The sequence below is a fragment of the Streptomyces sp. NBC_00887 genome, from assembly GCF_045207585.1.
This window is the reverse complement of record NZ_CP108788.1, coordinates 4,217,532-4,240,669: the sequence shown is the minus strand read 5'-3', so window position 1 is coordinate 4,240,669 and position 23,138 is coordinate 4,217,532. Positions and strand designations below refer to the sequence as shown.

Annotated in this window: 20 protein-coding genes and 1 pseudogene; 11 read left to right on the top strand and 10 right to left on the bottom strand. The window is 70.4% G+C overall.

Going from position 1 to position 23,138, the window contains the following annotated elements; all coding sequences use genetic code 11:
* The first annotated feature begins 72 nt into the window (after positions 1-72).
* Positions 73-600 carry a hypothetical protein gene (locus tag OG844_RS19170; protein WP_406391807.1) on the top strand — a complete coding sequence of 176 codons (528 nt, stop codon included), beginning with the start codon at positions 73-75 and terminating at the stop codon, positions 598-600.
* Between the two features lie 31 nt (positions 601-631).
* Here OG844_RS19170 and OG844_RS19165 read toward each other — a convergent pair.
* The 6 genes and pseudogenes from OG844_RS19165 to OG844_RS19140 all read right to left on the bottom strand — a co-directional run bounded on the left by OG844_RS19165 (position 632) and on the right by OG844_RS19140 (position 6,425).
* Positions 632-1,824 (bottom strand): annotated as a pseudogene (locus OG844_RS19165) (serine hydrolase domain-containing protein).
* A 71-nt stretch (positions 1,825-1,895) separates the two neighbouring features.
* Positions 1,896-2,624 carry a response regulator gene (locus tag OG844_RS19160; RefSeq protein ID WP_406391805.1) on the bottom strand — a complete coding sequence of 243 codons (729 nt, stop codon included), beginning with the start codon at positions 2,622-2,624 and terminating at the stop codon, positions 1,896-1,898.
* Positions 2,621-3,799 (bottom strand): sensor histidine kinase, encoded by a 1,179-nt coding sequence (locus tag OG844_RS19155; RefSeq protein WP_406391803.1) that lies wholly within the window; start codon positions 3,797-3,799, stop codon positions 2,621-2,623. Before OG844_RS19155 ends, OG844_RS19160 begins: the two co-directional genes overlap by 4 nt.
* Complete coding sequence (locus OG844_RS19150; RefSeq protein ID WP_406396184.1) at positions 3,799-4,629, bottom strand: SAM-dependent methyltransferase; 831 nt, start codon at positions 4,627-4,629, stop codon at positions 3,799-3,801. Before OG844_RS19150 ends, OG844_RS19155 begins: the two co-directional genes overlap by 1 nt.
* Positions 4,630-4,663: 34 nt before the next feature.
* Positions 4,664-5,368, bottom strand: a complete 705-nt coding sequence (locus tag OG844_RS19145) for a glycerophosphodiester phosphodiesterase (protein ID WP_406391802.1) — start codon at positions 5,366-5,368, stop codon at positions 4,664-4,666.
* A 22-nt stretch (positions 5,369-5,390) separates the two neighbouring features.
* Entirely contained in the window at positions 5,391-6,425 is a 1,035-nt protein-coding gene (locus OG844_RS19140) for an adenosine deaminase (RefSeq protein ID WP_406391800.1), read from the bottom strand.
* Between the two features lie 119 nt (positions 6,426-6,544).
* Between OG844_RS19140 and OG844_RS19135 the strand changes: the two genes are divergently transcribed.
* Positions 6,545-7,228, top strand: coding sequence for a DUF4190 domain-containing protein (locus tag OG844_RS19135; RefSeq protein WP_406391799.1), 684 nt, complete (start codon positions 6,545-6,547; stop codon positions 7,226-7,228).
* Between the two features lie 60 nt (positions 7,229-7,288).
* Here the strand turns inward: OG844_RS19135 and OG844_RS19130 are convergent, their stop codons facing one another.
* Entirely contained in the window at positions 7,289-7,828 is a 540-nt protein-coding gene (locus OG844_RS19130; protein ID WP_406396183.1) for an NADAR family protein, read from the bottom strand.
* Between the two features lie 219 nt (positions 7,829-8,047).
* Here OG844_RS19130 and OG844_RS19125 point away from each other — a divergent pair, with 219 nt between their 5' ends.
* The 7 genes from OG844_RS19125 to OG844_RS19095 all read left to right on the top strand — a co-directional run bounded on the left by OG844_RS19125 (position 8,048) and on the right by OG844_RS19095 (position 15,847).
* Complete coding sequence (locus OG844_RS19125) at positions 8,048-9,562, top strand: gamma-aminobutyraldehyde dehydrogenase (RefSeq protein WP_406391797.1); 1,515 nt, start codon at positions 8,048-8,050, stop codon at positions 9,560-9,562.
* Positions 9,563-9,608: 46 nt separating this feature from the next.
* Complete coding sequence (locus tag OG844_RS19120) at positions 9,609-10,856, top strand: PotD/PotF family extracellular solute-binding protein (RefSeq protein WP_406391795.1); 1,248 nt, start codon at positions 9,609-9,611, stop codon at positions 10,854-10,856.
* A gap of 51 nt (positions 10,857-10,907) precedes the next feature.
* Complete coding sequence (locus OG844_RS19115; protein ID WP_406391793.1) at positions 10,908-12,059, top strand: ABC transporter ATP-binding protein; 1,152 nt, start codon at positions 10,908-10,910, stop codon at positions 12,057-12,059.
* The gene (locus OG844_RS19110) at positions 12,056-12,994 is read left to right on the top strand and encodes an ABC transporter permease (RefSeq protein WP_406391791.1); all 939 of its coding nucleotides are present in this window, start codon (positions 12,056-12,058) and stop codon (positions 12,992-12,994) included. The genes OG844_RS19115 and OG844_RS19110 overlap by 4 nt, the downstream gene beginning before the upstream one ends.
* Positions 12,994-13,797 carry an ABC transporter permease gene (locus OG844_RS19105; protein WP_406391790.1) on the top strand — a complete coding sequence of 268 codons (804 nt, stop codon included), beginning with the start codon at positions 12,994-12,996 and terminating at the stop codon, positions 13,795-13,797. The genes OG844_RS19110 and OG844_RS19105 overlap by 1 nt, the downstream gene beginning before the upstream one ends.
* Positions 13,798-13,818: 21 nt before the next feature.
* A complete protein-coding gene (locus tag OG844_RS19100) occupies positions 13,819-15,234 on the top strand; it encodes an NAD(P)/FAD-dependent oxidoreductase (RefSeq protein WP_406391788.1) in 1,416 nt (471 codons plus the stop codon).
* A 145-nt stretch (positions 15,235-15,379) separates the two neighbouring features.
* Positions 15,380-15,847 (top strand): hypothetical protein, encoded by a 468-nt coding sequence (locus OG844_RS19095; RefSeq protein ID WP_406391787.1) that lies wholly within the window; start codon positions 15,380-15,382, stop codon positions 15,845-15,847.
* A gap of 36 nt (positions 15,848-15,883) precedes the next feature.
* On the opposite strand, the gene OG844_RS19090 is transcribed toward OG844_RS19095, so the two are convergent.
* The gene (locus tag OG844_RS19090; protein ID WP_406391786.1) at positions 15,884-16,210 is read right to left on the bottom strand and encodes a GYD domain-containing protein; all 327 of its coding nucleotides are present in this window, start codon (positions 16,208-16,210) and stop codon (positions 15,884-15,886) included.
* 229 nt (positions 16,211-16,439) lie between these two features.
* Here OG844_RS19090 and OG844_RS19085 point away from each other — a divergent pair, with 229 nt between their 5' ends.
* A complete protein-coding gene (locus OG844_RS19085; protein WP_406391784.1) occupies positions 16,440-18,266 on the top strand; it encodes a chitinase in 1,827 nt (608 codons plus the stop codon).
* Here OG844_RS19085 and OG844_RS19080 read toward each other — a convergent pair.
* Entirely contained in the window at positions 18,217-19,035 is an 819-nt protein-coding gene (locus OG844_RS19080; RefSeq protein WP_406391782.1) for a phosphatase PAP2 family protein, read from the bottom strand. The genes OG844_RS19085 and OG844_RS19080 overlap by 50 nt on opposite strands.
* A gap of 150 nt (positions 19,036-19,185) precedes the next feature.
* Complete coding sequence (gabT, locus tag OG844_RS19075) at positions 19,186-20,526, bottom strand: 4-aminobutyrate--2-oxoglutarate transaminase (protein WP_406391780.1); 1,341 nt, start codon at positions 20,524-20,526, stop codon at positions 19,186-19,188.
* A gap of 245 nt (positions 20,527-20,771) precedes the next feature.
* Between gabT and OG844_RS19070 the strand changes: the two genes are divergently transcribed.
* Positions 20,772-23,132: an ATP/GTP-binding protein gene (locus OG844_RS19070; RefSeq protein ID WP_406391778.1), complete on the top strand. Its 2,361-nt coding sequence runs from the start codon at positions 20,772-20,774 to the stop codon at positions 23,130-23,132.
* Positions 23,133-23,138: the final 6 nt, after the last annotated feature.

The window sequence follows — 23,138 nt, the reverse complement described above, 5'->3', positions numbered from 1 at the left end:
CCACCGGCGACTCGCGCCAACGGGTGCCACCCCCGCTTTTGAACGTGTTCATGATGGGCGTACGCTGCGGACATGAGCGAGCGAGCCCTCTTGCGGCGCATACGCGTGTGGTTGGTCCTCTTCATCGTCTGCCTGGTGCTGAGCGGTCTGACCGCCTTCCCCCTGGTGCACGAACTGCGCTGGACGGAGGACCTGCTGGGGTCCTCCGCCTCTCCTGTCCCCGAGCACTTCCCTGCACTCATGGAATGGATCACCCGGGTCCGGACCGGCCTCGACGAGGCCGACGCGAAGTACCCCTTCGTGCTCTACGGCACCGACTGGCTGGCCTTCGCCCACCTGGTCATCGCGGTCGCCTTCTACGGCCCCTACCGCGATCCGGTCCGCAACATCTGGGTCATCGAGTTCGGCATGATCGCCTGTGCCGGGATCATCCCGCTGGCCCTGATCTGCGGACCGATCCGGGACATCCCCTTCTGGTGGACCGTCATCGACATGTCCTTCGGGGTGTTCGGCATCCTCCCGCTGCTCGTCGTCCGCCGCATGATCAAGCGACTGGAAGCGGCGCAGGAGGCACCGGTGCCGGTCCCGGTGCCGGCCTGACCCGGCCGGCCGAGGTCGACCGCCCATGGGCTCAGCCGGCGGACGGGGCGCCGAAGGCCGCCACGACTACGTCCATCGCCGTGGCATTCATGTCCTGGCCCTTCGCGTTCGTCGAGTTGATGCTGTACACCAGCGTGCGGGACAGATCACGGGTGGCCGCCACCAGTGAGTTGTACCCGTAGCGGCCACCCGTCTTCCCCCACACCTCACGCCCGCCCAGCGTCATCACACTCAGGCCCGCGCCGAACTGGGCGGGCTTGCCGGTTCCGTACGTACGCACCGAGGGGCCGGGCAGCGTGAACATCTCCTCCAGCAGCGGACCGCGCACCACCCGCCCCCGGAACAGCGCGGTGGTGAAGCGCTCCAGGTCGGCGGTGGTCGAGATGATGTCCCCCGCCGCCCAGCCGTCGGTGGTGCCCCACACCGACACGTCCCGCAGCTCCGTCCCACCGCCGGGCGTGGCGAACACCTGGTAGCCGTGATTGTGCGGGCCACGGATATGCGGGTCGGTGCCGGGGAACGACGTGGAGCGCAGGCCCAGCGGGCGCAGGACGCGCTCACTCACCTGGTGGGCGTAGGAGTCGCCGGTCACCTGCTCGATCAGGAGTCCCAGCACCGTGTAGTTGATGTTGAGGTAGTGCTGGCTCCCACCGGGGGCGAACTCCGGCTCCTTCGCCGTGGCCGAGGCGACCATGCCGCGCGGTGTGTACAGGTCGAAGCGTGCGCGTACCACTCCTCGATGGTCCCTCCGGGCATGCCCGCGGCCGGTATCCCGCTGGTGTGGTTGAGCAGCTGCCGGACGGTGACCTGCCCGTACGCGGCGGGGATCAGGTCCGGGAGGTAGTGCCTGGCCGTCCGGTCGAGGTCCAGCTTCCCCTCGCCCGCCAGTTGCAGGGCCGTGGCCGCGGTGAAGACCTTGGTCACCGATCCGGCCCGGAACCGAGCCCGCGGATCGGCCGGACGGTTCGAGTCCAGATCGTGCACGCCCGAGCTGCCGTGCCAGGTGCCGTCGCTGCCGCCCACCCGTACGAGTGCTGCGGTGGCGTCCTCGGCGGGGAGGCCGGAGATCGCCGCGCGCAGTGCGGCCGCCTCGGGGATCTCATGGGAGCTCGCGCCGGCCGGTGCGGCAGGGGCAGGGCCGTTCGCCAGGGCGGGCGCGGCCGGGCCCGCCACGACGGCCAGGACGAGGGCTCCGGCGAGAAGCGTGCGCGTGCGGGTGTTCATCGGTGCCTCCGGGGAGTGGAATCCGTAACTGCTCGACGGATCCATCCTGTTCGTCCCCGGCCCTCGGCGGATCACCCGACCGAGGGGTCCTGTGGGGGAGGTCTCCTCCCCTGGGCGGGGGAGAGCGGAGCGGCCCCTCCCTCCGGCGAGGGAGCGACGAGCCCTGTCTCGTACGCGCAGATGACCGCCTGGATGCGGTCCCGCAGCCCCAGTTTGGACAGCACGTTGCCCACGTGGGTCTTGACCGTGTGCTCGCTGACCACGAGCGCGGCCGCGATCTCCGCGTTGGACAGGCCGCGCGCCAGATGCAGCAGCGTCTCCCGCTCGCGGGCGGTGAGCGCAGCCAGCCGTTCCGGCTCCGGCGCGGACCGGACCGCCGGGCGCGAGGTGTACTCGGCGATCAGCCGACGGGCCACGGACGGGGCGAGCAGCGAGTCCCCTGCGGCCACCACCCTCACCGCGTGCACCAGGTCGTCTCGCCGGACGTCCTTGAGCAGAAAGCCGCTCGCGCCCGCGTGGAGCGCCTCGTAGACGTACTCGTCCGAGTCGAACGTCGTCAGCATGACCGTGCGGCAGGCGGTCTGCGCACTGATGGCCCGGCAGGACTCGATACCGTCCATGACGGGCATGCGGATGTCCAGCAGCGCCACGTCCGGCCGCAGGCTGCGCACCGCGTCCAGCGCCTGCGCGCCGTCCCCCGCCTCGGCGAGGACCTCGATGTCGGGCTGCGCGTCCAGGATCATCGCGAAGCCGCTGCGCACCAGCTCCTGGTCGTCGGCCACCACCACACGGATCGTCAACTCCCCACCCCCTCGACGGAGGTTACAAGGGGCAGGGTGACGAGCACCTGGAACCCCTCGCCCCCGGGGCCCGCCCCGGCCAGGGCCGTGCCGCCGTGCGCGGCCGCCCGCTCACGGATGCCGGCCAGCCCGAGCCCGGTCGTGGTCCCCGGGCCCCGCCCGTCGTCCGTGACGGTGATGGTCAGCCCGGTCGTGGCGTAGCCGAGTTCGACCCGGGCGCGGTGCGCCCCGGCGTGCTTGACGACGTTCGTCAGTGCCTCCTGCACGATCCGGTAGACGGTGGCCTCCGTGTCCGCGGGAAGCGGCCGCGGCTGCCCCGTCGTCGTGTACGTCACCGCCGGGCCCCCGGACCGCACCCGCTCCAGCAGACCCGGCAGCTCAGCCAGTACGGGCTGCGGAGAACGCGGTGGGGGCGGTTGTCCGGGGCCCTCCTCCCGCAGCACGCCGAGCATCCGGCGCAGCTGCATCATCGCGTCCCGGCCGGTCTCCGAGATGGCGTCGAACGCCGCCTCCGCCCGCTCCGGCGCCGTGCGCACCGCGACCGGGCCGGCCTCCGCCTGCACGATCATCAGGCTCACGGCGTGGGAGAGGATGTCGTGCATCTCCCGGGCGATCCGGGCCCGTTCCCGCGCGGCGGCCTGCTCCGCCTCGATCCGGTGGGTCTCCTCCCGTTGCCGCGCCCGGTCCTCCATCGCCCGGATGTACGCCTTGCGGGTGTGGGTGAACCGCCCGAAGGCGTACGCCGCCGCGAACACGAACAGCGAGAACAGCAGCTCCCTGGCCTCTCCGGTGTTCTTCGCCACCGACGGGAACACCGCCGCCAGGACCAGCGCCGCCACCGCCGCCCGCTGCCGCGGCGAGGACAGCTCGGCCACGGTGTAGAAGGCCACCAGTCCGGTGTACGGCAGGGGCTGTCCTGGGCCGTCGACGGAGAACTTGTACAGGGCGCCCGCCGCGAGCACCAGGAGCAGCACGGAGACCGGGGCGCGCCGACGGGCCACCAGCGGCAGAACGGTCAGCGTCGTCAGGCCGTACGAGGGCCAGGTGGCCTCCGGCAGTTCGGCCGAGCGGGGCACCACGAACGGCATGGTGACGGCGGCCTGCACCAGAAGGGCGACGGCGACGTCGACGGCCCACGCCCGGCGCGGAAGCCACCGGCTGCCCGGTATCCGCATCAGGGCTTCCGGCCCACAGCCCCGAACTGGGCGACTTCGGGTCCCCCGGTGCGGGCGTCGGCGCGCCAGCGGGAGCACGACACGATGCCCGGGTCCAGGATGTCCAGGCCGTCCAGGAACGAGGCGAACTCGAAGCGGCTGCGGGCGGTGATCGGCGGGGTGGCGTTCTTGTTCCAGAAGCTCATCGCGGCCTCGTTGCCCTCGCCGCCCAGCTCCAGCGTGGGGTGGGTGAGCACCAGGTGGCTGCCGGACGGCAGCGCGTCCATCAGCCCGGTCACGGCGGAACGCGCCTCGTCCGTGTCCAGGACGAAGTTGAGGACGCCGAGCATCATCACCGCGACCGGGCGCCGCAGATCCAGGGTCCGCTCCGCGGCGCGCAGGATGCGCTCCGTGTCGCGGGCGTCCGCGTCGAGGTACTCGGTGGCCCCTTCGGGGGAGCTGGTGAGCAGGGAGCGTGCGTGCGCGAGCACCGTCGGGTCGTTGTCGACATAGACGATGCGGGCGTCGGGCGCCGTGTGCTGGGCCACCTCATGGGTGTTGTTCGCCGTCGGCAGGCCGGTGCCTATGTCCAGGAACTGGCCGATGCCGACGTCCCCGGCCAGATGGTGGACCACCCGGCCGAGGAACGCGCGGTCGGCGCGGGCCACTTCGCCGATGCTCGGATACATGGCGGTCACCCGGTCGCCGACCACACGGTCCACGGGGTGGTTGTCCTGGCCGCCCAGCCAGTAGTTCCACACCCGGGAGTTGTGGGCGATGTCGGAACGGACACGGGCGGATGCCGTGCGGGGGTCGGTCACTTCTGCTCCTCGGGCGCCGGTGGGGGACATCACGAATGACGTGGCACCCATGATGCCGGACCGATCAAGAAGCCTCTCCGGACGGGGAGTTGGCAAGAAGAGCGCGCAGGACGTCGATCCGGTTGGTGGTGACCGAGTCGACGCCGTACGCGACCAGCCGGCGCATGGTGCGCCTGGTGTCGGCCGTCCAGGCGGAGACGAGCAGCCCGTCCCGGTGGATACGGTCCGTCAGTTCGGGGCTCAGCAGCCCGAACCGGTAGTTCAGCCAGTGCGGCTTCACGGTGTCGAGCAGTACGGGGCGGGGCGGCGCGAGCGATGTCCAGGTCAGCGCGATCTCCGCGGACGGATCCGCGGCACGTACCCGCAGCATCGCCGCCGGGCCCGCGCAGTAGTACACACGCTCGCCCGCCCCGCACTCGCGGACCACGCCGACGACGGCGCGTACCGAGGCGTCCGTGGAACCGGGCAGATCCAGCATGATCCGGTGGGCACCGACGGCGGACAGTGCCTCGCGCAGGGTGGGGACCCCGCCGCCGGTCACCTCCACGAGCTCCCGGTGTTCGATCCGGTCCAGGTGGATGTCGTGACCCCACAGACGCTCCAGCGTGGCGTCGTGGAGGAGGACGGGCACCCCGTCACGGGTGACGCGGACATCGATCTCCACCGCGTCGGCCCCCCGTTCGAGGGCCGAGCGGATCGACGGGAGCGTGTTCTCGCGGGCACGGTACGGATCGCCGCGATGTCCCACGGCGGTGACGGTGGTGGCCATGCGTCCATTGTGACCTCGGAGGTCACCGGCCGGGCGCCTCCAGCCAGTTCGCCGTGTACGTGTCGATCTCGGCGGCCAGCGTTCGCTTGCCCGCCGGGTCCAGGTACGAGGCCTCCACCGCGTTCTTGGCCAGGTCGGCCAGACCGAGCTCGTCCAGACCCAGAAGCCGGGCCGCCACCGCGTACTCGTTGTTGAGGTCGGTACCGAACATCGGCGGGTCGTCGCTGTTGATCGTGACGAGAACCCCTGCCCGGACCATCTCCTTCACCGGGTGCTGTTCGATGTCGGCGACGGCGCGGGTCGCGATGTTCGACGTCGGGCAGACCTCCAGGGCGATGCGGTGCTCGGCGAGGTGGGCCAGCAGCTTCGGGTCCTGGACGGAGCTGGTGCCGTGACCGATGCGCTCGGCGCGCAGTGCGGTGAGCGCGTCCCAGACGGTCTGGGGACCCGTGGTCTCCCCGGCGTGCGGAACGGAGTGCAGGCCCTCGGCGATCGCCCGGTCGAAGTAGGGCTTGAACTGGGGGCGGTCCACCCCGACCTCCGGCCCGCCGAGACCGAAGGAGACGAGCCCCTCGGGCCGCAGGTCCACGGCGAGCCGGGTGGTCTCCTCGGCGGCCTCGAGACCGGCCTCGCCCGGGATGTCGAAGCACCAGCGGAGGACGACCCCGAGCTCGGCCTCGGCGGACTTCCGCGCGTCCTCGATCGCCTCCATGAAGCCCTGCTCAGGGATGCCCCGGCGGGTCGAGCTGAAGGGGGTCACGGTCAGTTCCGCGTAACGGATGTTCTGCCGCGCCATGTCCCGGGCGACCTCGAACGTCAGCAGCCGGACGTCCTCGGGGGTGCGGATCAGGTCCACCACGGAGAGGTAGACGTCGATGAAGTGACCGAAGTCGGTGAAGGTGAAGAAGTCCGACAGCGCCTCCGGGTCCGTGGGGACCTTGGAGTCGGGGTGGTGGGCAGCCAGCTCGGCCACGATGCGGGGCGAGGCGGAACCGACGTGGTGCACGTGGAGCTCGGCCTTGGGCAGCCCCGCGATGAAGGGGTGCAGATCGTTCATCGGATTCTCCCGGATCTCGTGTATCGGCCGGGCGTCACCGGCTGCGTCGATCATCGTAGGCGGGGCCCGGCTGCCGTGGGGCGGGCCGTAGCATGGCGGGACCACGATGGGGGAGGCCCATGTCAGACAACACACAGCAGCCCGGGGGCGGGCCGCGCGATCCGTGGGCACCGCCGGATAGCAGGGTGGAGCTGGGCAAGGCGGCCGACGCGCGTCCGCCGGGGGTGCACGACCAGCAGACCGTCACGTCCATGCCGGGCATCGATCCGGGGACCGGGCAGATACCGGGGGCCGGCGGAGGCTTCGGGCCGCCGACGGCCGACGTACCGCCGCCGCCGATCGCACCGAACGGACCGGGACAGCCCACCCCGCCGCCCGCCGGACAGTACGGCTACCCGGCGGCGCCCGCGGCGCCCGCCGCTCCGTACGGCGGCTACCCGGGATACCCCGGCTACGGCGGCCAGCCGGCCTGGGGCCCGGCACCCGCGAACGGGCTCGGCATCGCGGCGATGGTGCTCGGCATCATCGCGGTGGTCGGCTTCTGCATGTGGGGACTCGGCATCATCCTCGGGATCCTCGCGCTGATCTTCGGCATCATCGGCCGGGGCCGCGCCAAGCGGGGCGAGGCGACCAACGGCGGCATGGCGCTCGCCGGGATCATCCTGGGCTCGATCTCCATTCTGATCAGTGCGGTGTTCCTCGGATTCCTGATCTGGGCCGTCGCCAACGAGGAGTCCGGCAAGAGCGACTACGACTACGACGACCCGTACGCGACCTCACTGGTCGTCGGCGCCGCGCGCTGACCGCAGGAACCGCCCGTGGCGGGGCCGGGGAACTCCTCCCCGGTCCCGCCACGGGCCGTTTCATGTCGTGCGCAGCCGCGTACGTGCCTCCATGAGGGCGAACCCCAGAAGATTCAGCCCCCGCCACGCAGCCGGGTCCGCGGTCCTCGCGTCGTCCTTGGCCAGTCCGATGCCCCAGATCCGGTCCATGGGGCTCGCCTCCACCAGCACGCGGTTCCCCGTCCCCAGCAGAAACGCGCGCAGTGCCGGGTCCTGGCCGAACTTGTGGACGCTTCCCTCCACCACCAGTGCGAACCGCTCGCGCACCCAGACGCCGTCGTCGAAGCCCCGTACGAGCCGGCCCACCTTCTTCGCCGCCGCCGGGCTGCTCGCCGCCACGGCCTCGTGCTCCGCCTCCGCGTCACCGAAGAGCCGTGCCTTGCCGGCCATCATCCAGTGCTCCGCCGACGCGTAGGTCACCGAATCCACCGTGAACGGCGCGGGCCACCACTGGCTGAGGCAGCTCTCGCCGAGACGGCCGTCCGCGCGGGGCCGGTGTCCCCAGAACGGCAGGTACTTCATGCGCTCCCCGCGTGCCGCGCGCGCCAGGAGGTCGTCCATGTGTTCCTGTCCCATGGCAGCCGAGTCTGGCATCCGCCACGGACAGTCCGTATGGGGATTTCCGTACCCGCACGACACATGGTCGACAGATTCCGTCGCGTAACCAAAAGGAAACAACGGAATCCCTTGTTGGTAGAGGTCTGCTCTGTCAGGATCGGCACTCAATTCGGGAAGAAGCTACGCCGCCCCCGGATCACGGGGACAGCGGAGGAGAACGTCATGGGTAACGGCTTCCAGGTGCAGGACCGCTTCGCGGAGGGTGCGCAGTACATCGGCGGGACACTGCTGCCCGGCACATCGGGACACCACCAGGAGGTGGTGGACCCTGCGACGGGCAGGACGGTCTACCGCTACGAGCTCGCCGGTACGGACGATGTCGACGCGGCCGTCGCCGCCGCCCGCGAGGCGTTCCCCGCGTGGTCCGGCGCCACGCCGGCCGAGCGGTCCGCACTGCTGCACCGCTTCGCCGCCGTACTCGACGCGCAGGCCGCCGACTTCGCGTACGCCGAGTCCCTGCAGTGCGGCAAGCCCGTCAAGCTCTCCACCGAGTTCGACGTGCCCGGAACCGTCGACAACACCTCCTTCTTCGCGGGCGCCGCCCGCAACCTGGAAGGAAAGTCGGCCGGCGAGTACAGCGGGGACCACACCTCCTACGTACGCCGCGAGGCGATCGGGGTCGTCGGCTCCGTCGCTCCCTGGAACTACCCGCTCCAGATGGCGGCCTGGAAGATCCTCCCGGCCGTCGCCGCGGGTAACACCATCGTGCTGAAGCCCGCCGAGATCACCCCGCTGACCTCGTTGATGTTCGCCCAGGCGGCCACCGAGGCAGGCATCCCGGACGGCGTGATCAACATCGTCTGCGGCGCCGGGAAGGTCGCCGGTGAGCACCTCGTCGGCCACCCCGACGTCGTCATGACCTCGTTCACCGGCTCCACGGCCGTCGGCAAGCGCGTCGCCGAGATCGCGGCCTCCACCGTCACGCGCCTCCACCTGGAGCTCGGTGGCAAGGCGCCCTTCCTGGTGTTCGACGACGCCGACCTCGAGGCCGCGGTCAACGGAGCGGTCGCCGGATCTCTCATCAACACCGGCCAGGACTGCACCGCCGCCACCCGCGCCTACGTCCAGCGCCCGCTGTACGACGCCTTCGTGGCGGGAGTCGCCGAACTGATGGAGAGCGTGCGGCTCGGTGACCCCTTCGATCCGTCGACCGACCTCGGCCCGCTGATCAGCCACGCACAGCGCGACCGCGTCGCCGCCTTCGTCGAGCGCGCCCGGTCGTACGCCACCGTCGTCACCGGCGGCGAGGCCCCCGGGGGAGACCTCGCGGCCGGCGCCTACTACCGGCCGACGCTGATCAAGGACGCCGCCCAGGACAGCGAGATCGTGAACTCGGAGATCTTCGGTCCGGTCCTGGTCGTGCTGCCCTTCGACACCGACGACGAGGGAATCCGCCTCGCCAACGACACCCCGTACGGACTCGCCGCCTCCGCATGGACCCGCGACCTGTACCGGGCGAACCGCGCCACCCGTGAGATCGGGGCGGGCTGCGTGTGGATCAACGACCACATCCCGATCATCAGCGAGATGCCGCACGGCGGATACAAGGCCAGCGGCTTCGGCAAGGACATGTCGTCGTACTCCTTCGACGAGTACACGCAGGTCAAACACGTCATGTATGACAACTCCGCGGTGGCCAGGAAGGACTGGCACCGCACCGTCTTCGGGGACCGATAGCAACGGCCGCCGCCCGGCGGCCCACCCACCCGGAAGGGCAACGCGTATGGAGCAGTACGAGCCCGAGCACCTCTCCACGGCCCAGTCGGCCGCGATGAGGCGCAGCCTGACCACAGGCAGGGGCGCCCTCACCCGCCGTTCACTGCTGCGCGCCTCCGGCGCCGGCGCCCTCACGCTCGGCGGCATAGGCACGCTCGGCGCGTGCGGAATACCGCCCGCCAAGCGGGAAGGGGACGCGGCGGCTTCCGACGACCACTCGGCCCGTGAGAAGCAGATCAACTTCTCCAACTGGACCGAGTACATGGACGTCAGCGAGGACGAGAAGAGCCGCCCGACGCTGCAGGCGTTCACGAAGCGCACCGGGATCAAGGTCAAGTACACCGAGGACATCAACGACAACGTCGAGTTCTTCGGAAAGATCAAACCGCAGCTGGCCGCGGGCCAGGACACCGGGCGCGACCTCGTCGTCGTCACCGACTGGCTGGCCGCCCGCATCATCCGGCTCGGCTGGGCGCAGAAGCTCGACCCGGCGAACCTGCCGCACGCGTTCGCCAACCTCTCGGCCCAGTTCCGCAGCCCCGACTGGGACCCGGGACGCGCCTACTCCTATCCCTGGACCGGCATCCCCACCGTCATCGCGTACAACGTGAAGGCGACCGGCGGCCGCAAGGTCGACTCCGTCACCCAGCTGCTCGACGACCCGAAGCTCAAGGGCAAGGTCGCCTTCCTCTCCGAGATGCGCGACTCCGTCGGTCTGACCCTGCTCGACATGGGCAAGGACCCCGGGGCGTTCACCGACGCCGACTTCGACGCCGCGATAGGCAGGCTGCAGAAGGCCGTCGACAAGAAGCAGATACGCCGCTTCACCGGCAACGACTACACCGCGGACCTCAGCAAGGGCGACCTGGCGGCCTGTGTCGCCTGGGCCGGCGACATCATCCAGCTGCAGGCCGACAACCCCGACATCAAGTTCGCGATACCCGCCGCCGGATACATCACCTCCAGCGACAACCTGCTGGTCCCGGCCAAGGCCCGGCACAAGACCAACGCCGAGAAGCTCATCGACTACTACTACGAGCCCCCGGTCGCCGCCCAGCTCGCCGCGTACATCAACTACGTCTGCCCGGTCGACGGGGTCGCCGCGGAGCTCGCGAAGATCGACCCGGCGATGGCCTCGAACACGCTGATCCTCCCGGACAGGGAAATGGCCGCGAAGTCGCGTTCCTTCCGTTCGCTCAGCTCCAAGGAAGAGACGGCGTACGAGGAGAAGTTCGCCAAGCTCATCGGCGCCTGACCGGCCCGTTCCCCCTCCCGAACTCACTCGACACCACTGGGACTGCGACCCATGACACAGCAGCAGACAGCGGGCGGCGACGTCCGTCTCACCGGGATCAGCAAGACATTCGGCTCCTTCACCGCCGTACAGCCACTCGACCTGACCGTCCCCCAGGGCTCCTTCTTCGCCCTGCTCGGCGCGTCCGGCTGCGGCAAGACCACCACCCTGCGGATGATCGCGGGCCTGGAGGAAGCCACCACAGGCACGGTCTCGCTCGGCGGCAAGGACATCACGGGCCTGCCCCCGTACAAACGGCCCGTCAACACCGTCTTCCAGAGCTACGCGCTGTTCCCGCACCTCGACGTCTCCGAGAACGTCGCCTTCGGGCTGCGCCGCCGCGGCATCAAGTCCGTGAAGAAGCAGGTGGGGGAGATGCTGGATCTCGTCCAGCTCGGAGACTTCGCCCGGCGCAAACCGCACCAGCTCTCCGGAGGCCAGCAGCAGCGCGTCGCCGTGGCCCGCGCACTCATCAACCACCCCCAGGTGCTGCTGCTCGACGAGCCGCTGGGCGCGCTCGACCTCAAACTGCGCCGCCAGATGCAGCTCGAACTCAAACGGATCCAGACCGAGGTCGGCATCACGTTCATCCACGTCACCCACGATCAGGAGGAGGCCATGACCATGGCCGACACCGTCGCGGTGATGAACGGCGGCCGGGTCGAGCAGCTCGGCACCCCCGCCGACCTGTACGAGAACCCGCAGACCACCTTCGTGGCGAACTTCCTCGGGACCTCCAACCTCATCGAGGCCGAGATCGTCTCCGCGGGCACGGACATCGTCGTCTCGGCCGGCGGCGGGAAGCTCCGGCTGCCCGGCGGCCGGTGTTCCGCCCCCACGGTGAGCGGCGGCAGGCTGCTCGTCGGCATCCGCCCCGAGAAGATCTCCCTGGTGCGCGCCGAGGAGGCGGACGCGATAGCCGACGGCCGCAACCGGGTCACCGGACGGATCGCCGACTCGAGCTTCATCGGTGTCTCCACGCAGTACGTCGTCGAGAGCCCGGCCGGCAAGGCACTGCACGTGTACGAGCAGAACGTCGACCACCGCGCGGGCCTGGTCCCCGGCGCCGAGGTCGTCCTGCACTGGAACCCCGCACACACCTTCGGCCTGGACGCCGCACAGGACATGGACGCGGGCGTGGAGAGCGTGGAGGACGCGGCGTGAGCGTCACCGACGCGCCGCCGGCGCCACCCACCGAACCGAAGATCCGCAAGCCCTCCACCCGCAAGCCCTCCACCCGCAAGAGGCTCATCCCGTACTGGCTGCTGCTCCCCGGCATCCTGTGGCTGATCGTCTTCTTCGCGCTGCCGATGGTCTACCAGGCGTCGACCTCCGTACAGACCGGATCCCTGGAGAAGGGCTTCCAGGTCACCTGGCACTTCCGGACGTACTGGGACGCCTTCGCCGACTACTACCCGCAGTTCATCCGGTCCCTGCTGTACGCCGGCACCGCCACGTTCCTGTGCCTGCTGCTGGGCTACCCGCTCGCCTACCTGATCGCCTTCAAGGCGGGACGCTGGCGCAACCTGGTGCTCGTGCTGGTCATCGCGCCGTTCTTCACCAGCTTCCTCATCCGGACGCTGGCCTGGAAGACGATCCTCGCGGACGGCGGCGCGGTCGTCGACGTCATGGACAGCCTGCACGTCCTGGACGTCACCAGCTGGCTCGGCTGGACGGAGAACAACCGCGTCCTGGCCACCCCGATGGCCGTCGTCTGCGGTCTGACGTACAACTTCCTGCCGTTCATGATCCTGCCGCTCTACACCTCGCTGGAGCGGATCGACGGCCGGCTGCACGAGGCGGCCGGCGACCTGTACGCCACCCCCGCCACCACCTTCCGCAAGGTGACGTTCCCGCTGTCCATGCCCGGGGTGGTCTCCGGAACCCTGCTGACCTTCATCCCGGCCAGCGGCGACTACGTCAACGCGGAGCTGCTCGGCTCCACGGACACCAAGATGGTCGGCAGCGTCATCCAGACCCAGTTCCTGAGAGTCCTGGACTACCCGACGGCGGCCGCCCTCTCCTTCATCCTCATGGCGGTGGTCCTGCTCATGGTCACCTTCTACATCCGCCGCTCCGGGACGGAGGACCTGGTCTGATGCCCGTACTCCGCTGGATTCGCCGGAACCTGATCGTGATCGCGGGTCTGCTGACCCTCGCGTACATGATCCTGCCGAACATCGTCGTGATGGTGTTCTCCTTCAACAAGCCGAACGGCCGCTTCAACTACGCCTGGCAGCGGTTCTCGCTGGACGCCTGGAAGGACCCCTGCGGCGTCGCCGACCTGTGCGGATCGCTCGGGCTCTCGCTCCGGATCGCCGTCTGGGCGACCGTCGGCGCGACCGTGCTCGGCACGATGATCGCCTTCGCGCTGGTCCGCTACCGCTTCCGGGCGCGCGGCGCGATCAACTCGCTGATCTTCCTGCCGATGGCGATGCCCGAGGTCGTCATGGCCGCCTCGCTGCTCACGCTCTTCCTCAACATGGGAGCCGAGCTCGGCTTCTGGACCGTGCTGATCGCGCACATCATGTTCTGCCTCAGCTTCGTGGTGACGGCGGTCAAGGCGCGTGTGATGTCGATGGACCCGAGGCTCGAGGAAGCCGCACGCGATCTCTACGCGGGCCCCGTGCAGACGTTCGTGCGGGTGACCTTCCCGATCGCCGCTCCCGGGATCGCGGCGGGCGCGCTGCTCGCGTTCGCGCTCTCCTTCGACGATTTCATCATCACCAATTTCAACGCGGGCTCCACGGTGACCTTCCCCATGTTCGTCTGGGGATCGGCGCAGCGCGGTACACCTGTGCAGATCAACGTCATCGGTACGGCCATGTTCGTCATCGCCGTGGCGGTGGTACTCGTCGGACAGCTCATTGCGAACCGGCGGAAGAGCAACGCGCGAAAGTAACACCTGAAGGAGTTGGAAACCATGGCCCCGGATGCCATGCGTACTGCTGCACATTCGCTCTCCGACGCGACCCCCCTCTCCTACTGGCTCGACGACCCGGGAAAGCCCGACGCGCTCCCCGCACTCACCGCGGACGAGCACTGCGACCTCCTCGTCGTCGGCGGCGGTTACAGCGGACTGTGGACCGCGCTGCTCGCCAAGGAGAGGGATCCCGGGCGCGATGTCGTCCTCATCGAGGGATACGAGTCGGGCTGGGCCGCCTCCGGCCGCAACGGCGGATTCTGCGCGGCCTCGCTGACGCACGGCCTGGCCAACGGACTGGAGCGCTGGCCCGACGAGATCGGGAAGCTGGAGGAGCTGGGCGGACGGAACCTCGACGCCATCGAGGCCGCCGTCGCCCGCTACTCCATCGACTGCGACTTCGAGCGCACCGGCGAGATCGATGTCGCCACCCAGCCCCACCAGCTCGAAGAGCTGCGGCAATGGCACAGCCGGACCGAGGAGCTCGGCTTCACCGGAGTGGAGTTCCTGGACCGGGAGCAGGTGCGGACCCATGTCGATTCACCGACATTCCTGGGTGGTCTGTGGGACCGGCGAGGGGTCGCCCTGTTGCACCCGGCCAAGCTCGTCTGGGGGCTGAGGCAGGCCTGCCTCGGCCTGGGTGTACGGATCTACGAGCACACCAGGGCCCTCGACCTTGCCGCGCAGGGAGCCGGCATGGCGGTGCGCACCCCGTACGGCAGGGTCTTCGCCCGCAGGGTCGCGCTCGGCACGAACATCTTTCCGTCGCTGGTCAAGCGCATGCGCCCGTTCACCGTCCCGGTGTACGACTACGCGCTGATGACCGAACCGCTCACCGCCGACCAGCTCGCCTCGATCGGCTGGCAGAACCGGCAGGGACTGGGGGACAGCGCGAATCAGTTCCACTATTTCCGGCTCTCGGCAGACAACCGCATCCTGTGGGGCGGATACGACGCGATCTATCCCTACGGGGGCCGGCTGAATTCCGATCTCGACCAGCGTCCGGAGACCTTCCTCAAACTCGCGGGCCAGTTCTTCGAGTGTTTTCCGCAGCTCGCCGGTGTGCGTTTCAGTCACGCCTGGGGCGGTGCGATCGACACCTGTTCGCGATTCTCCGCATTCTTCGGAACGGCCCATCGCGGCCGTGTCGCCTATGCGGCCGGATACACCGGACTGGGCGTCGGGGCCACGCGTTTCGGGGCCGATGTGATGCTGGATCTGCTGGCCGGCGAGGAAACGGAGCGCACCGCCCTCGACATGGTCCGCTCCAAGCCGCTGCCGTTCCCGCCGGAGCCGTTCGCCTGGGCCGGGATCGAGCTCACCAAGCGGTCGCTCGCCCGCGCGGACAGCCACGGCGGACACCGCAACCTGTGGCTGCGGGCCATGGACAGGCTGGGGCTCGGCTTCGACAGCTGAGGCCCCGACGGCCGACAGGACCGTGAGTGACCCAGCTCACTTCCGTTGGTTGGCCGAACCCGCGTCATGATCCGGGCGGACGGCACTCCCCTACGTGAACGCACCGGCGGAAACCTGCCGGTGCCCACGTCGGAGGAGGCAGTTCATGACCGGCACGGGGGCACACGCAGCGGTCGAATGGCTCGCATCGGTGGCACCGGACCCGGCAGCCTGCCGGTGGGAATGGGAGCGCAATCCGCAGGGGATCGCGCTCCTTCCCGCCGGCAAGCGCTGGGACGTACTGATCCTTCCGGGGGAGCTGGGCTATCCGACCCTCGATGTACTCACCCGTCTCATCGACCGGCCGGGGCCGGTCCTCGCCGATTTCGGCGAATCCCGCATGGGGTTCTTCGTACCGCCGGGAACGGCCGCGCGCTGGCTCGGAACCGGTATCCGCGGGGCGGGAGAGGGCACCTGGATCGTGATTCCCTATCCCGGCCGCACGGTCGGCGGGGTGCGGTGGCTCATCCAGCCGGACGGATCGGGAACCCTTACCGACGCGACCGTCCTGGAGCTCGCGATGCATGAGGCCGCAGCCGCCCGAAGCGCCTACGGGGGAGGCGACCGCGACTGAGCGGGGCGGCCGCTTCTCCTGCCGGAGCCCGCATCGTCACGCGCCGGGAGCCCGGTACCGGACCTGCCCGGCCTTCTGCAGGGCGTCCAGCGTTTCCTCGACGCTCAGGAGGACCGTCGTCTCGAACGAGTCGAGCGCGCCACCACCGCCGATCGCCAGCGCGACCGCGGCCATGGACACGTTGTCCGGGGCTTCCCAGAGGTTGTAGCCGTCATGCGTTCCGAAGGCGTACCAGAAGCCGTGGAGCTTCCCGCCGACGGACTCGATGTACGACCGGGCGGCCTTCGAGCGGTCCTCGGGGTGTCCGATCAGGCGTGCCCACGTTTCCGGCGTGTAGCTGAACCTCGACAGGTAGAGCGGCATCGTGTCCCTCTTTCGTTTCGTCAGGGGATACCCGCTCCGCCCGGGAGAGGGGCGCGGGCGGCCCGCGGATCCCCCGAACAGCGGTATCCGCCCGGCCGGACGGGCCGGCCGAGGCGCCCGGCGGCGGCGACGACGAGCAGCGAGGAACCGCCAGAGGTCTTGACAACTTGATTGGTCTGGACCATGTTGTGCGCGGCCCCACTCAATTCCCCCCTGCACGGAGGCTGTTGTGGAACGCACCGGACCACCCGCCCGATTCTCCGGACTTCTGGCTGCCTTCTCGGCCGCCCTGCTCGCCGCCGGAGGACTCGTCGCCACGGCGCCGGCCGCCGGTGCGGCCGACGCGGACCTGGCGCGCAACGGCGGCTTCGAGGCGGGCCTGGACGGCTGGAGCTGTACCGGCGGCAGCGGAGCCGTCGTCAGCACGCCCGTACACGGCGGCACTTCCGCACTGAAGGCGACACCGGCCGGCAGCGACAACGCCAAGTGCTCCCAGACCGTCACGGTGAAGCCCGACTCCACGTACACGCTGAGCGCGTGGGTGCAGGGCAGTTACGTGTACCTCGGCGCGTCCGGCACCGGGACCACCGACGTCTCCACCTGGACCCAGTCCGCCGGCGCGTACACGAAGCTCACCACCACGTTCAGGACCGGCGCCGCGACCACCTCGGTCAGCGTCTACACCCACGGCTGGTACGGCACCCCGGCCTACTACGCCGACGACCTCACCCTCGTCGGCCCCGGCGGCGAACCCGTCGTCGTGCCCGCCGCGCCCACCGGGCTGAAGGCCGGTACGGCAACCGCGTCCGCCGTTCCGCTGTCCTGGACCGCCTCCGCGGGAGCCACGGGCTACAACGTCTACCGGGGCGGGACGAAGGTGCTCAGCGCCTCCGGTACCTCGGCGACCGTGACGGGGCTGGCCGCGTCGACCGCGTACAGCTTCCAGGTCACCGCGGTCAACGCCGCGGGCGAGTCCGCGAAGTCCGCCGCCGTGAGCGCCACCACCACCGCCGGCGGCGGGGGAGGCGGGAACGGGGACCTCCCCGCCCACGCCCTCGTCGGCTATCTGCACTCCAGCTTCGCCAACGGCTCCGGCTACACGCGGATGGCCGATGTGCCGGACTCGTGGGACGTCATCAACCTCGCCTTCGGCGAGCCGACGTCCGTCACCTCCGGCGACATCCGCTTCTCGCTCTGCCCGGCCGCCGAGTGCCCCGGGGTGGAGTCCGAGGCGGAGTTCAAGGCCGCCATCAAGGCCAAGCAGGCCGCCGGCAAGAAGGTCCTGATCTCCATCGGAGGCCAGAACGGCCAGGTGCAGCTCGCCTCCACCGCCGCGCGTGACACCTTCGTCTCCTCCGTGTCCAAGATCATCGACACCTACGGGCTCGACGGCCTGGACATCGACTTCGAGGGCCACTCCCTCTCGCTGAACACCGGAGACACCGACTTCCGCAGCCCGACGAGCCCGGTCATCGTCAACCTGATCTCCGCGGTGAAGTCCCTCAAGGCCAAGTACGGCGCGGACTTCGTCCTCACCATGGCCCCCGAGACCTTCTTCGTGCAGCTCGGCTACCAGTACTACGGATCCGGCCCCTGGGGCGGCCAGGACCCGCGCGCCGGCGCCTACCTCCCGGTCATCCACGCCCTGCGCGACGACATCACCCTGCTGCACGTCCAGGACTACAACTCGGGCTCCATCATGGGCCTGGACAACCAGTACCACTCGATGGGCGGCGCCGACTTCCACATCGCCATGACCGACATGCTGCTCACCGGCTTCCCGGTCGCGGGCGACCAGACCAGGGTCTTCCCGGCCCTGCGCCCCGAGCAGGTCGCCTTCGGCCTCCCCGCGTCCACCCAGGCGGGCAACGGCCACACCTCGCCGGCCGAGGTCACCAAGGCGCTGAACTGTCTGACGAAGAAGACGGACTGCGGCTCGTACCGGACCCACGGCACCTGGTCCGGGCTGCGCGGACTGATGACGTGGTCCATCAACTGGGACCGCTTCAACAACTGGGAGTTCCAGAAGAACTTCGACGCCTACTTCGGCAGCTGACCTCCCGCAGCACCAGCAGCAGTACCGCGCTCAGGCACCAGCTGGCGAACACGTCCAGCGGCCAGTGGTAGCCGCGCAGCACCAGACCGATGCTCGTCGCCGCCGTCATCAGGACGGCGGCGACGAGCATCATCCATGAACGCCGCACGTACGGCGCCAGCAGCAGGGCCGCGGCCCCGTACGCGACCGCCGCCGTGGCCGTGTGGCCCGAGGGGTAGTAGCCGGTCGCCTCCGTCAGCGGCCCCTGGCGGTCGGTCCACACCTTGAGGGGAACGACCAGCACGGGCACCGCCGCCATGACCGCCACGGCGCACAGCGCGGCACGACGGTCACGGCGGAACCAGGCGAAGGCGACCGCGCACGCCAGTACCGGCACGGCCACCTGCATGTTGCCGAGATCGGCGAAGAAGTCGGAGAGCCGGGCGGGACCCCGTCCGGTCAGGGCCAGACCGGCCCGTTCGTCCGGTCCGAGCAGGGGGCCGTCGGCCACGACCTGCCAGGTGACCAGTGCGAAGAGCACCAGCAGCGCCGACACCCGGTAAACGAGAAGAACCGGCCACCGGGGAACAGGGGGGATTGTTCCGAGGTGGCCGGTCGGATCGGTTTGCCGCGCGCCCCGGGGGGTGTGGGGCGAGCGGCCATCCGATCGGTGAGGAGTTCCGGAGCCAGAAGCTCCAGTGGTGTGCGCCAGGGCACGACCGGGTCGGCACTGGGGGAGCCCCGGCCCGGCATCGCCCGCAGTCCCCTGCGGGCGGGGTGTTTCTCTCATCTGCGGAAACCGTACGTCAGGGGAAGGGGGGACCGATAGCGGCAACGTTATCCCGCCATCGCCCCCGCACACCTTCTTCACAGGTCCACACGCGGGCCCAGGTCATCCCCGCCGAAATCGCCTCGCGGCGGCCGGCGGGCCCGCACGGGATCAGAGCGTGGCGAATGCCTGCTCGATGATGTCCAGGCCCTCGTTCAGCAGGTCCTCACCGATGACGAGCGGCGGCAGGAAGCGCAGGACGTTGCCGTACGTGCCACAGGTCAGCACCAGCAGGCCCTCGGCGTGGCAGGCCTTGGCCAGCGCCGCCGCGGCGGCCGCGTCGGGGTCCTTCGTGCCGGACTTCACGAGCTCGATCGCGATCATCGCCCCACGGCCGCGGATGTCACCGATGATGTCGCCGTTCGGGAGCTTGGACTGCAGCTCGGCCAGCCGGCCCTTCATGACCTCCTCGATGCGCTTGGCCTTCCCGTTCAGGTCCAGCTCGCGCATCGTCTCGATGGCACCGAGCGCACCCGCGCAGGCCACCGGGTTGCCGCCGTACGTGCCACCGAGGCCGCCGGCGTGCGCGGCGTCCATGATCTCGGCGCGACCGGTCACCGCCGAGAGCGGCAGGCCGCCCGCGATGCCCTTGGCCGTGGTGATCAGGTCGGGGACGATGCCCTCGTCCTCACAGGCGAACCACTGGCCGGTGCGGCAGAAGCCGGACTGGATCTCGTCCGCGACGAAGACGATGCCGTTGTCCTTCGCGAACTGCGCGATGGCCGGGAGGAAGCCCTTGGCCGGCTCGATGAAACCGCCCTCGCCGAGGACCGGCTCGATGATGATCGCCGCGACGTTGTCCGCGCCGATCTGCTTGGTGATCTCGTCGATGGCCTGCGCGGACGCCTCGGCACCGGCGTTCTCGGCGCCGGTCGGCCAGCGGTAGCCGTACGCCACCGGGACGCGGTAGACCTCGGGCGCGAACGGACCGAAGCCCTGCTTGTACGGCATGTTCTTCGCGGTCAGCGCCATCGTGAGGTTCGTCCGGCCGTGGTAGCCGTGGTCGAACACGACGACCGCGGTGCGCTTGGTGTAGGCGCGGGCGATCTTCACGGCGTTCTCGACGGCCTCGGCGCCCGAGTTGAACAGCGCCGACTTCTTCGCGTGGTCGCCCGGCGTCAGCTCGGCGAGCTGCTCGCAGACCTCGACGTACCCCTCGTACGGCGTGACCATGAAACAGGTGTGGGTGAAGTCGGCGAGCTGAGCGGTGGCGCGGCGCACGACCGCCTCGGCCGACGCGCCCACGGACGTCACGGCGATACCGGAACCGAAGTCGATCAGCCGGTTGCCGTCCACGTCCTCGATGATCCCGCCACCCGCCCTGGCGGTGAACACCGGCAGCGTGGAGCCCACGCCCGCGGCGACGGCCGCGACGCGGCGAGCCTGCAGCTCGACCGACTTCGGGCCGGGAATGGCAGTGACGACGCGGCGCTCCTGCGGGATGTCGGACATGCGGGGCTCCTGGGGGTGTTTCGGACGCTTCTCTTTCTGCAGGCTAGGGGCGGGGACGGGCGGCAGGCATGCTCCGATCGGGAGCACTGGGGGCGTGTCCTTGTCCGCGGCGGACAGATGGCCTACCCGGCATGCTGTGCCGTCCCGGCCTGCGCCATCCGGCCGGGTTGCTGAACTCCCCGTGTCCTGGCACTAGATTGACCCGTGCAGAAGGCGGGACGTGGCTGGTCAGGGGGCAGCGGTTCATGGACACCGAAGGCACGTACGGCAAACGGGGCACGAGCGCGGACCGGGTGCCCCGCCCGGCGGGACCACCGCCGTCCGCTCCACCGCCCCCCGCGCACGCGCCCGCAGCCGGCCCTCCGCTGGGGGAATGGCTGCGCACCCCCCGCCCCGTACGGGAACCGGGCGTCTGGCGCTACGGCCACACCCCGCGCCCGCCCGAGAAGCCGGAGGGCGTCTCCGACCGCTCACTGGTGGCCGGGGTGCTGATCTCGGCACTGTGCGGGCTCCTCCTGTGGTCCCTGTGGCGCAACGGCTACATCCCCTACCGGCTGGTCCCCCTGAAGCTCTTCACCCCGGGCGACTGGTGGTACGCGGGAACGTTCGGCGGACCCAGGACGGTCGAGGGCGCCGACGCCCTCACCGTGTACGAGGCCGTCCTCTTCGGACTTCTCGTCTACGGGTGCGGGCGTCTGGGGAACTGGTCCGAGATCTTCCGTCGTCACGTCGCCGGGCGCGGGCAGCCCTTCCTCGCCCTGGTGACGGCCGCCGCCGCGGCGGTCGCGCAGCTCCTGGTGTGGAAGGACGCCGTACCCGTCGTCAGGCCGGTCCTCGTCCTCGTCGCCTCGGTGGCGGGCGGCGAGATCTACCAGAGCCAGGCCGTGGTGAACGTGATCTACGCCCTGATCACCCTCGGGGTCCTCTGGCCGTTCGCCCGCCTCGGAAACTGGCGTGAGACGGCCGCCGAGCGCTTCGGGGGCCGCTCCGGTGCCCCGGCCCCCGTCCCGGCGGCCCCCGCCGCACCCCCGGACGCCGCCACCCCCGACCAGTGGCCGGAACTGCGCGCGGCGGGGCAGACCGACGCGGCCGAGACACTCGCCGCCGAGGTGCGCACCGGCCGGATGAACGACGTCGACGTCGCGCGTCTGCGTCACGCCTGGGCCGTGGGCCGGGCGCACCCCGACCGGGTTGCCGCACTGACCGAAGCCGTCCTGCGCACCGGCGGAGCCGCGGCGCTCCACCCGTCCGGCGCCCGCGACCTGCCGCAGCGCACCGCCCGCCACGACCTGCTCACCGGCCAGGTCCGCATCGGCAGCTACGCCGACGACCCGCACAACCCCTACGCGCGCCGCGGCTCGGGCGTCGCCCTGGAACCCGCGCTGCTCGGCACCTCGCTCCTCGCGGTCGGACCGCCCGGGGCAGGGAAGTCCGCCCGGCTGGTGCGCCCGGTCGTGGAGTCGCTCGCCCTCCAGGCACTCGCCGGACGGGCGGCCGTACTCGCGGTCGGTGCGGCCGGGGGGCAGCTCGGCCCCGACGACGGGTACGACGTCGTCGTGCGGATCGGTGACCCCGCCTCCGTCCACGACTTCGATCTGTACGGCGGCACGACCGACCCCGACGAGGCCGCGGGAGTGCTCGCGGAAGGGCTCGTCGGCGACGTCACCCACCTGGACAGCCGGCGCGCCGCCACGGTGCTGGCCCAGCTGCTCGGCCCCTACCGGGCCGTCCACGGGCACTTTCCCGGGGTGCCCGCACTCAGGGAACTCCTCGACGGCGACCTGTCCGCGATCGGCACGCTGCGGGATGCCCTGTCGGCCGGCGGCCACCACGCGATGCTGCGCGAACTCGAGACCCGCGCGCGCCAGAAGGGTGGAGCCGGGGACCCGGCGCCGGTGCTCGCCGACCGGATCGCGTTGCTCGACCGGCCCGCGTTCGCCCCGTTCTTCGCCACCGGCGACGGCGCCCGCCCCTTCTCGCTGCGCTCCCTGGAACACCTTCCGCTGCGGGTCAGGATCGATCTGCCGGAGCGTGCGCACGCCGAGGCCTCGCGGCTCCTCGCCCGGCTCGTCCTCGCCCAGTTCAACGTGATCGCCGCCGCCCGCACGGACCACTCGCTCTTCGTCTGCCTGGTACTGGACGACGCCACACACACCGTCACCACCGAGACGGTCAGGGGCGTCCGGCGGCTGCGGTCGGTCAACGCGGGCGCCGTCCTCACCCTGCGCACCGTGGACGACGTACCCGAAGGGCTGCACACCGCGCTGCTCGGCGCGGTCGGCTGCTGCATGGCCTTCTCCGGGGTCACCACCTGGGACGGCAAGCGCTTCGCGGAGGTCTGGGGCAAGGAGTGGGTGGAGACCCGCGAGGTCGCCCAGCACGCGGTCTTCGCCGACCAGCCGTTCACCCGCGCGCTGCACGGTCTGCGCAAACTGGTCACCGGCAAGGCCGTGACCAGGGACGCCGTGACCGTGAGGCGCGTCGAACGGGAGCGCTGGTCGGCGTCCGAGCTGGCCTACTCGCTGCCCGCCGGACACGCCGTCCTGTCCCTGACGACAGTCGACGGCGAACACGCGCCGCCGCTGCTGGTCGAGCTCGGACGCTGAGAGCGC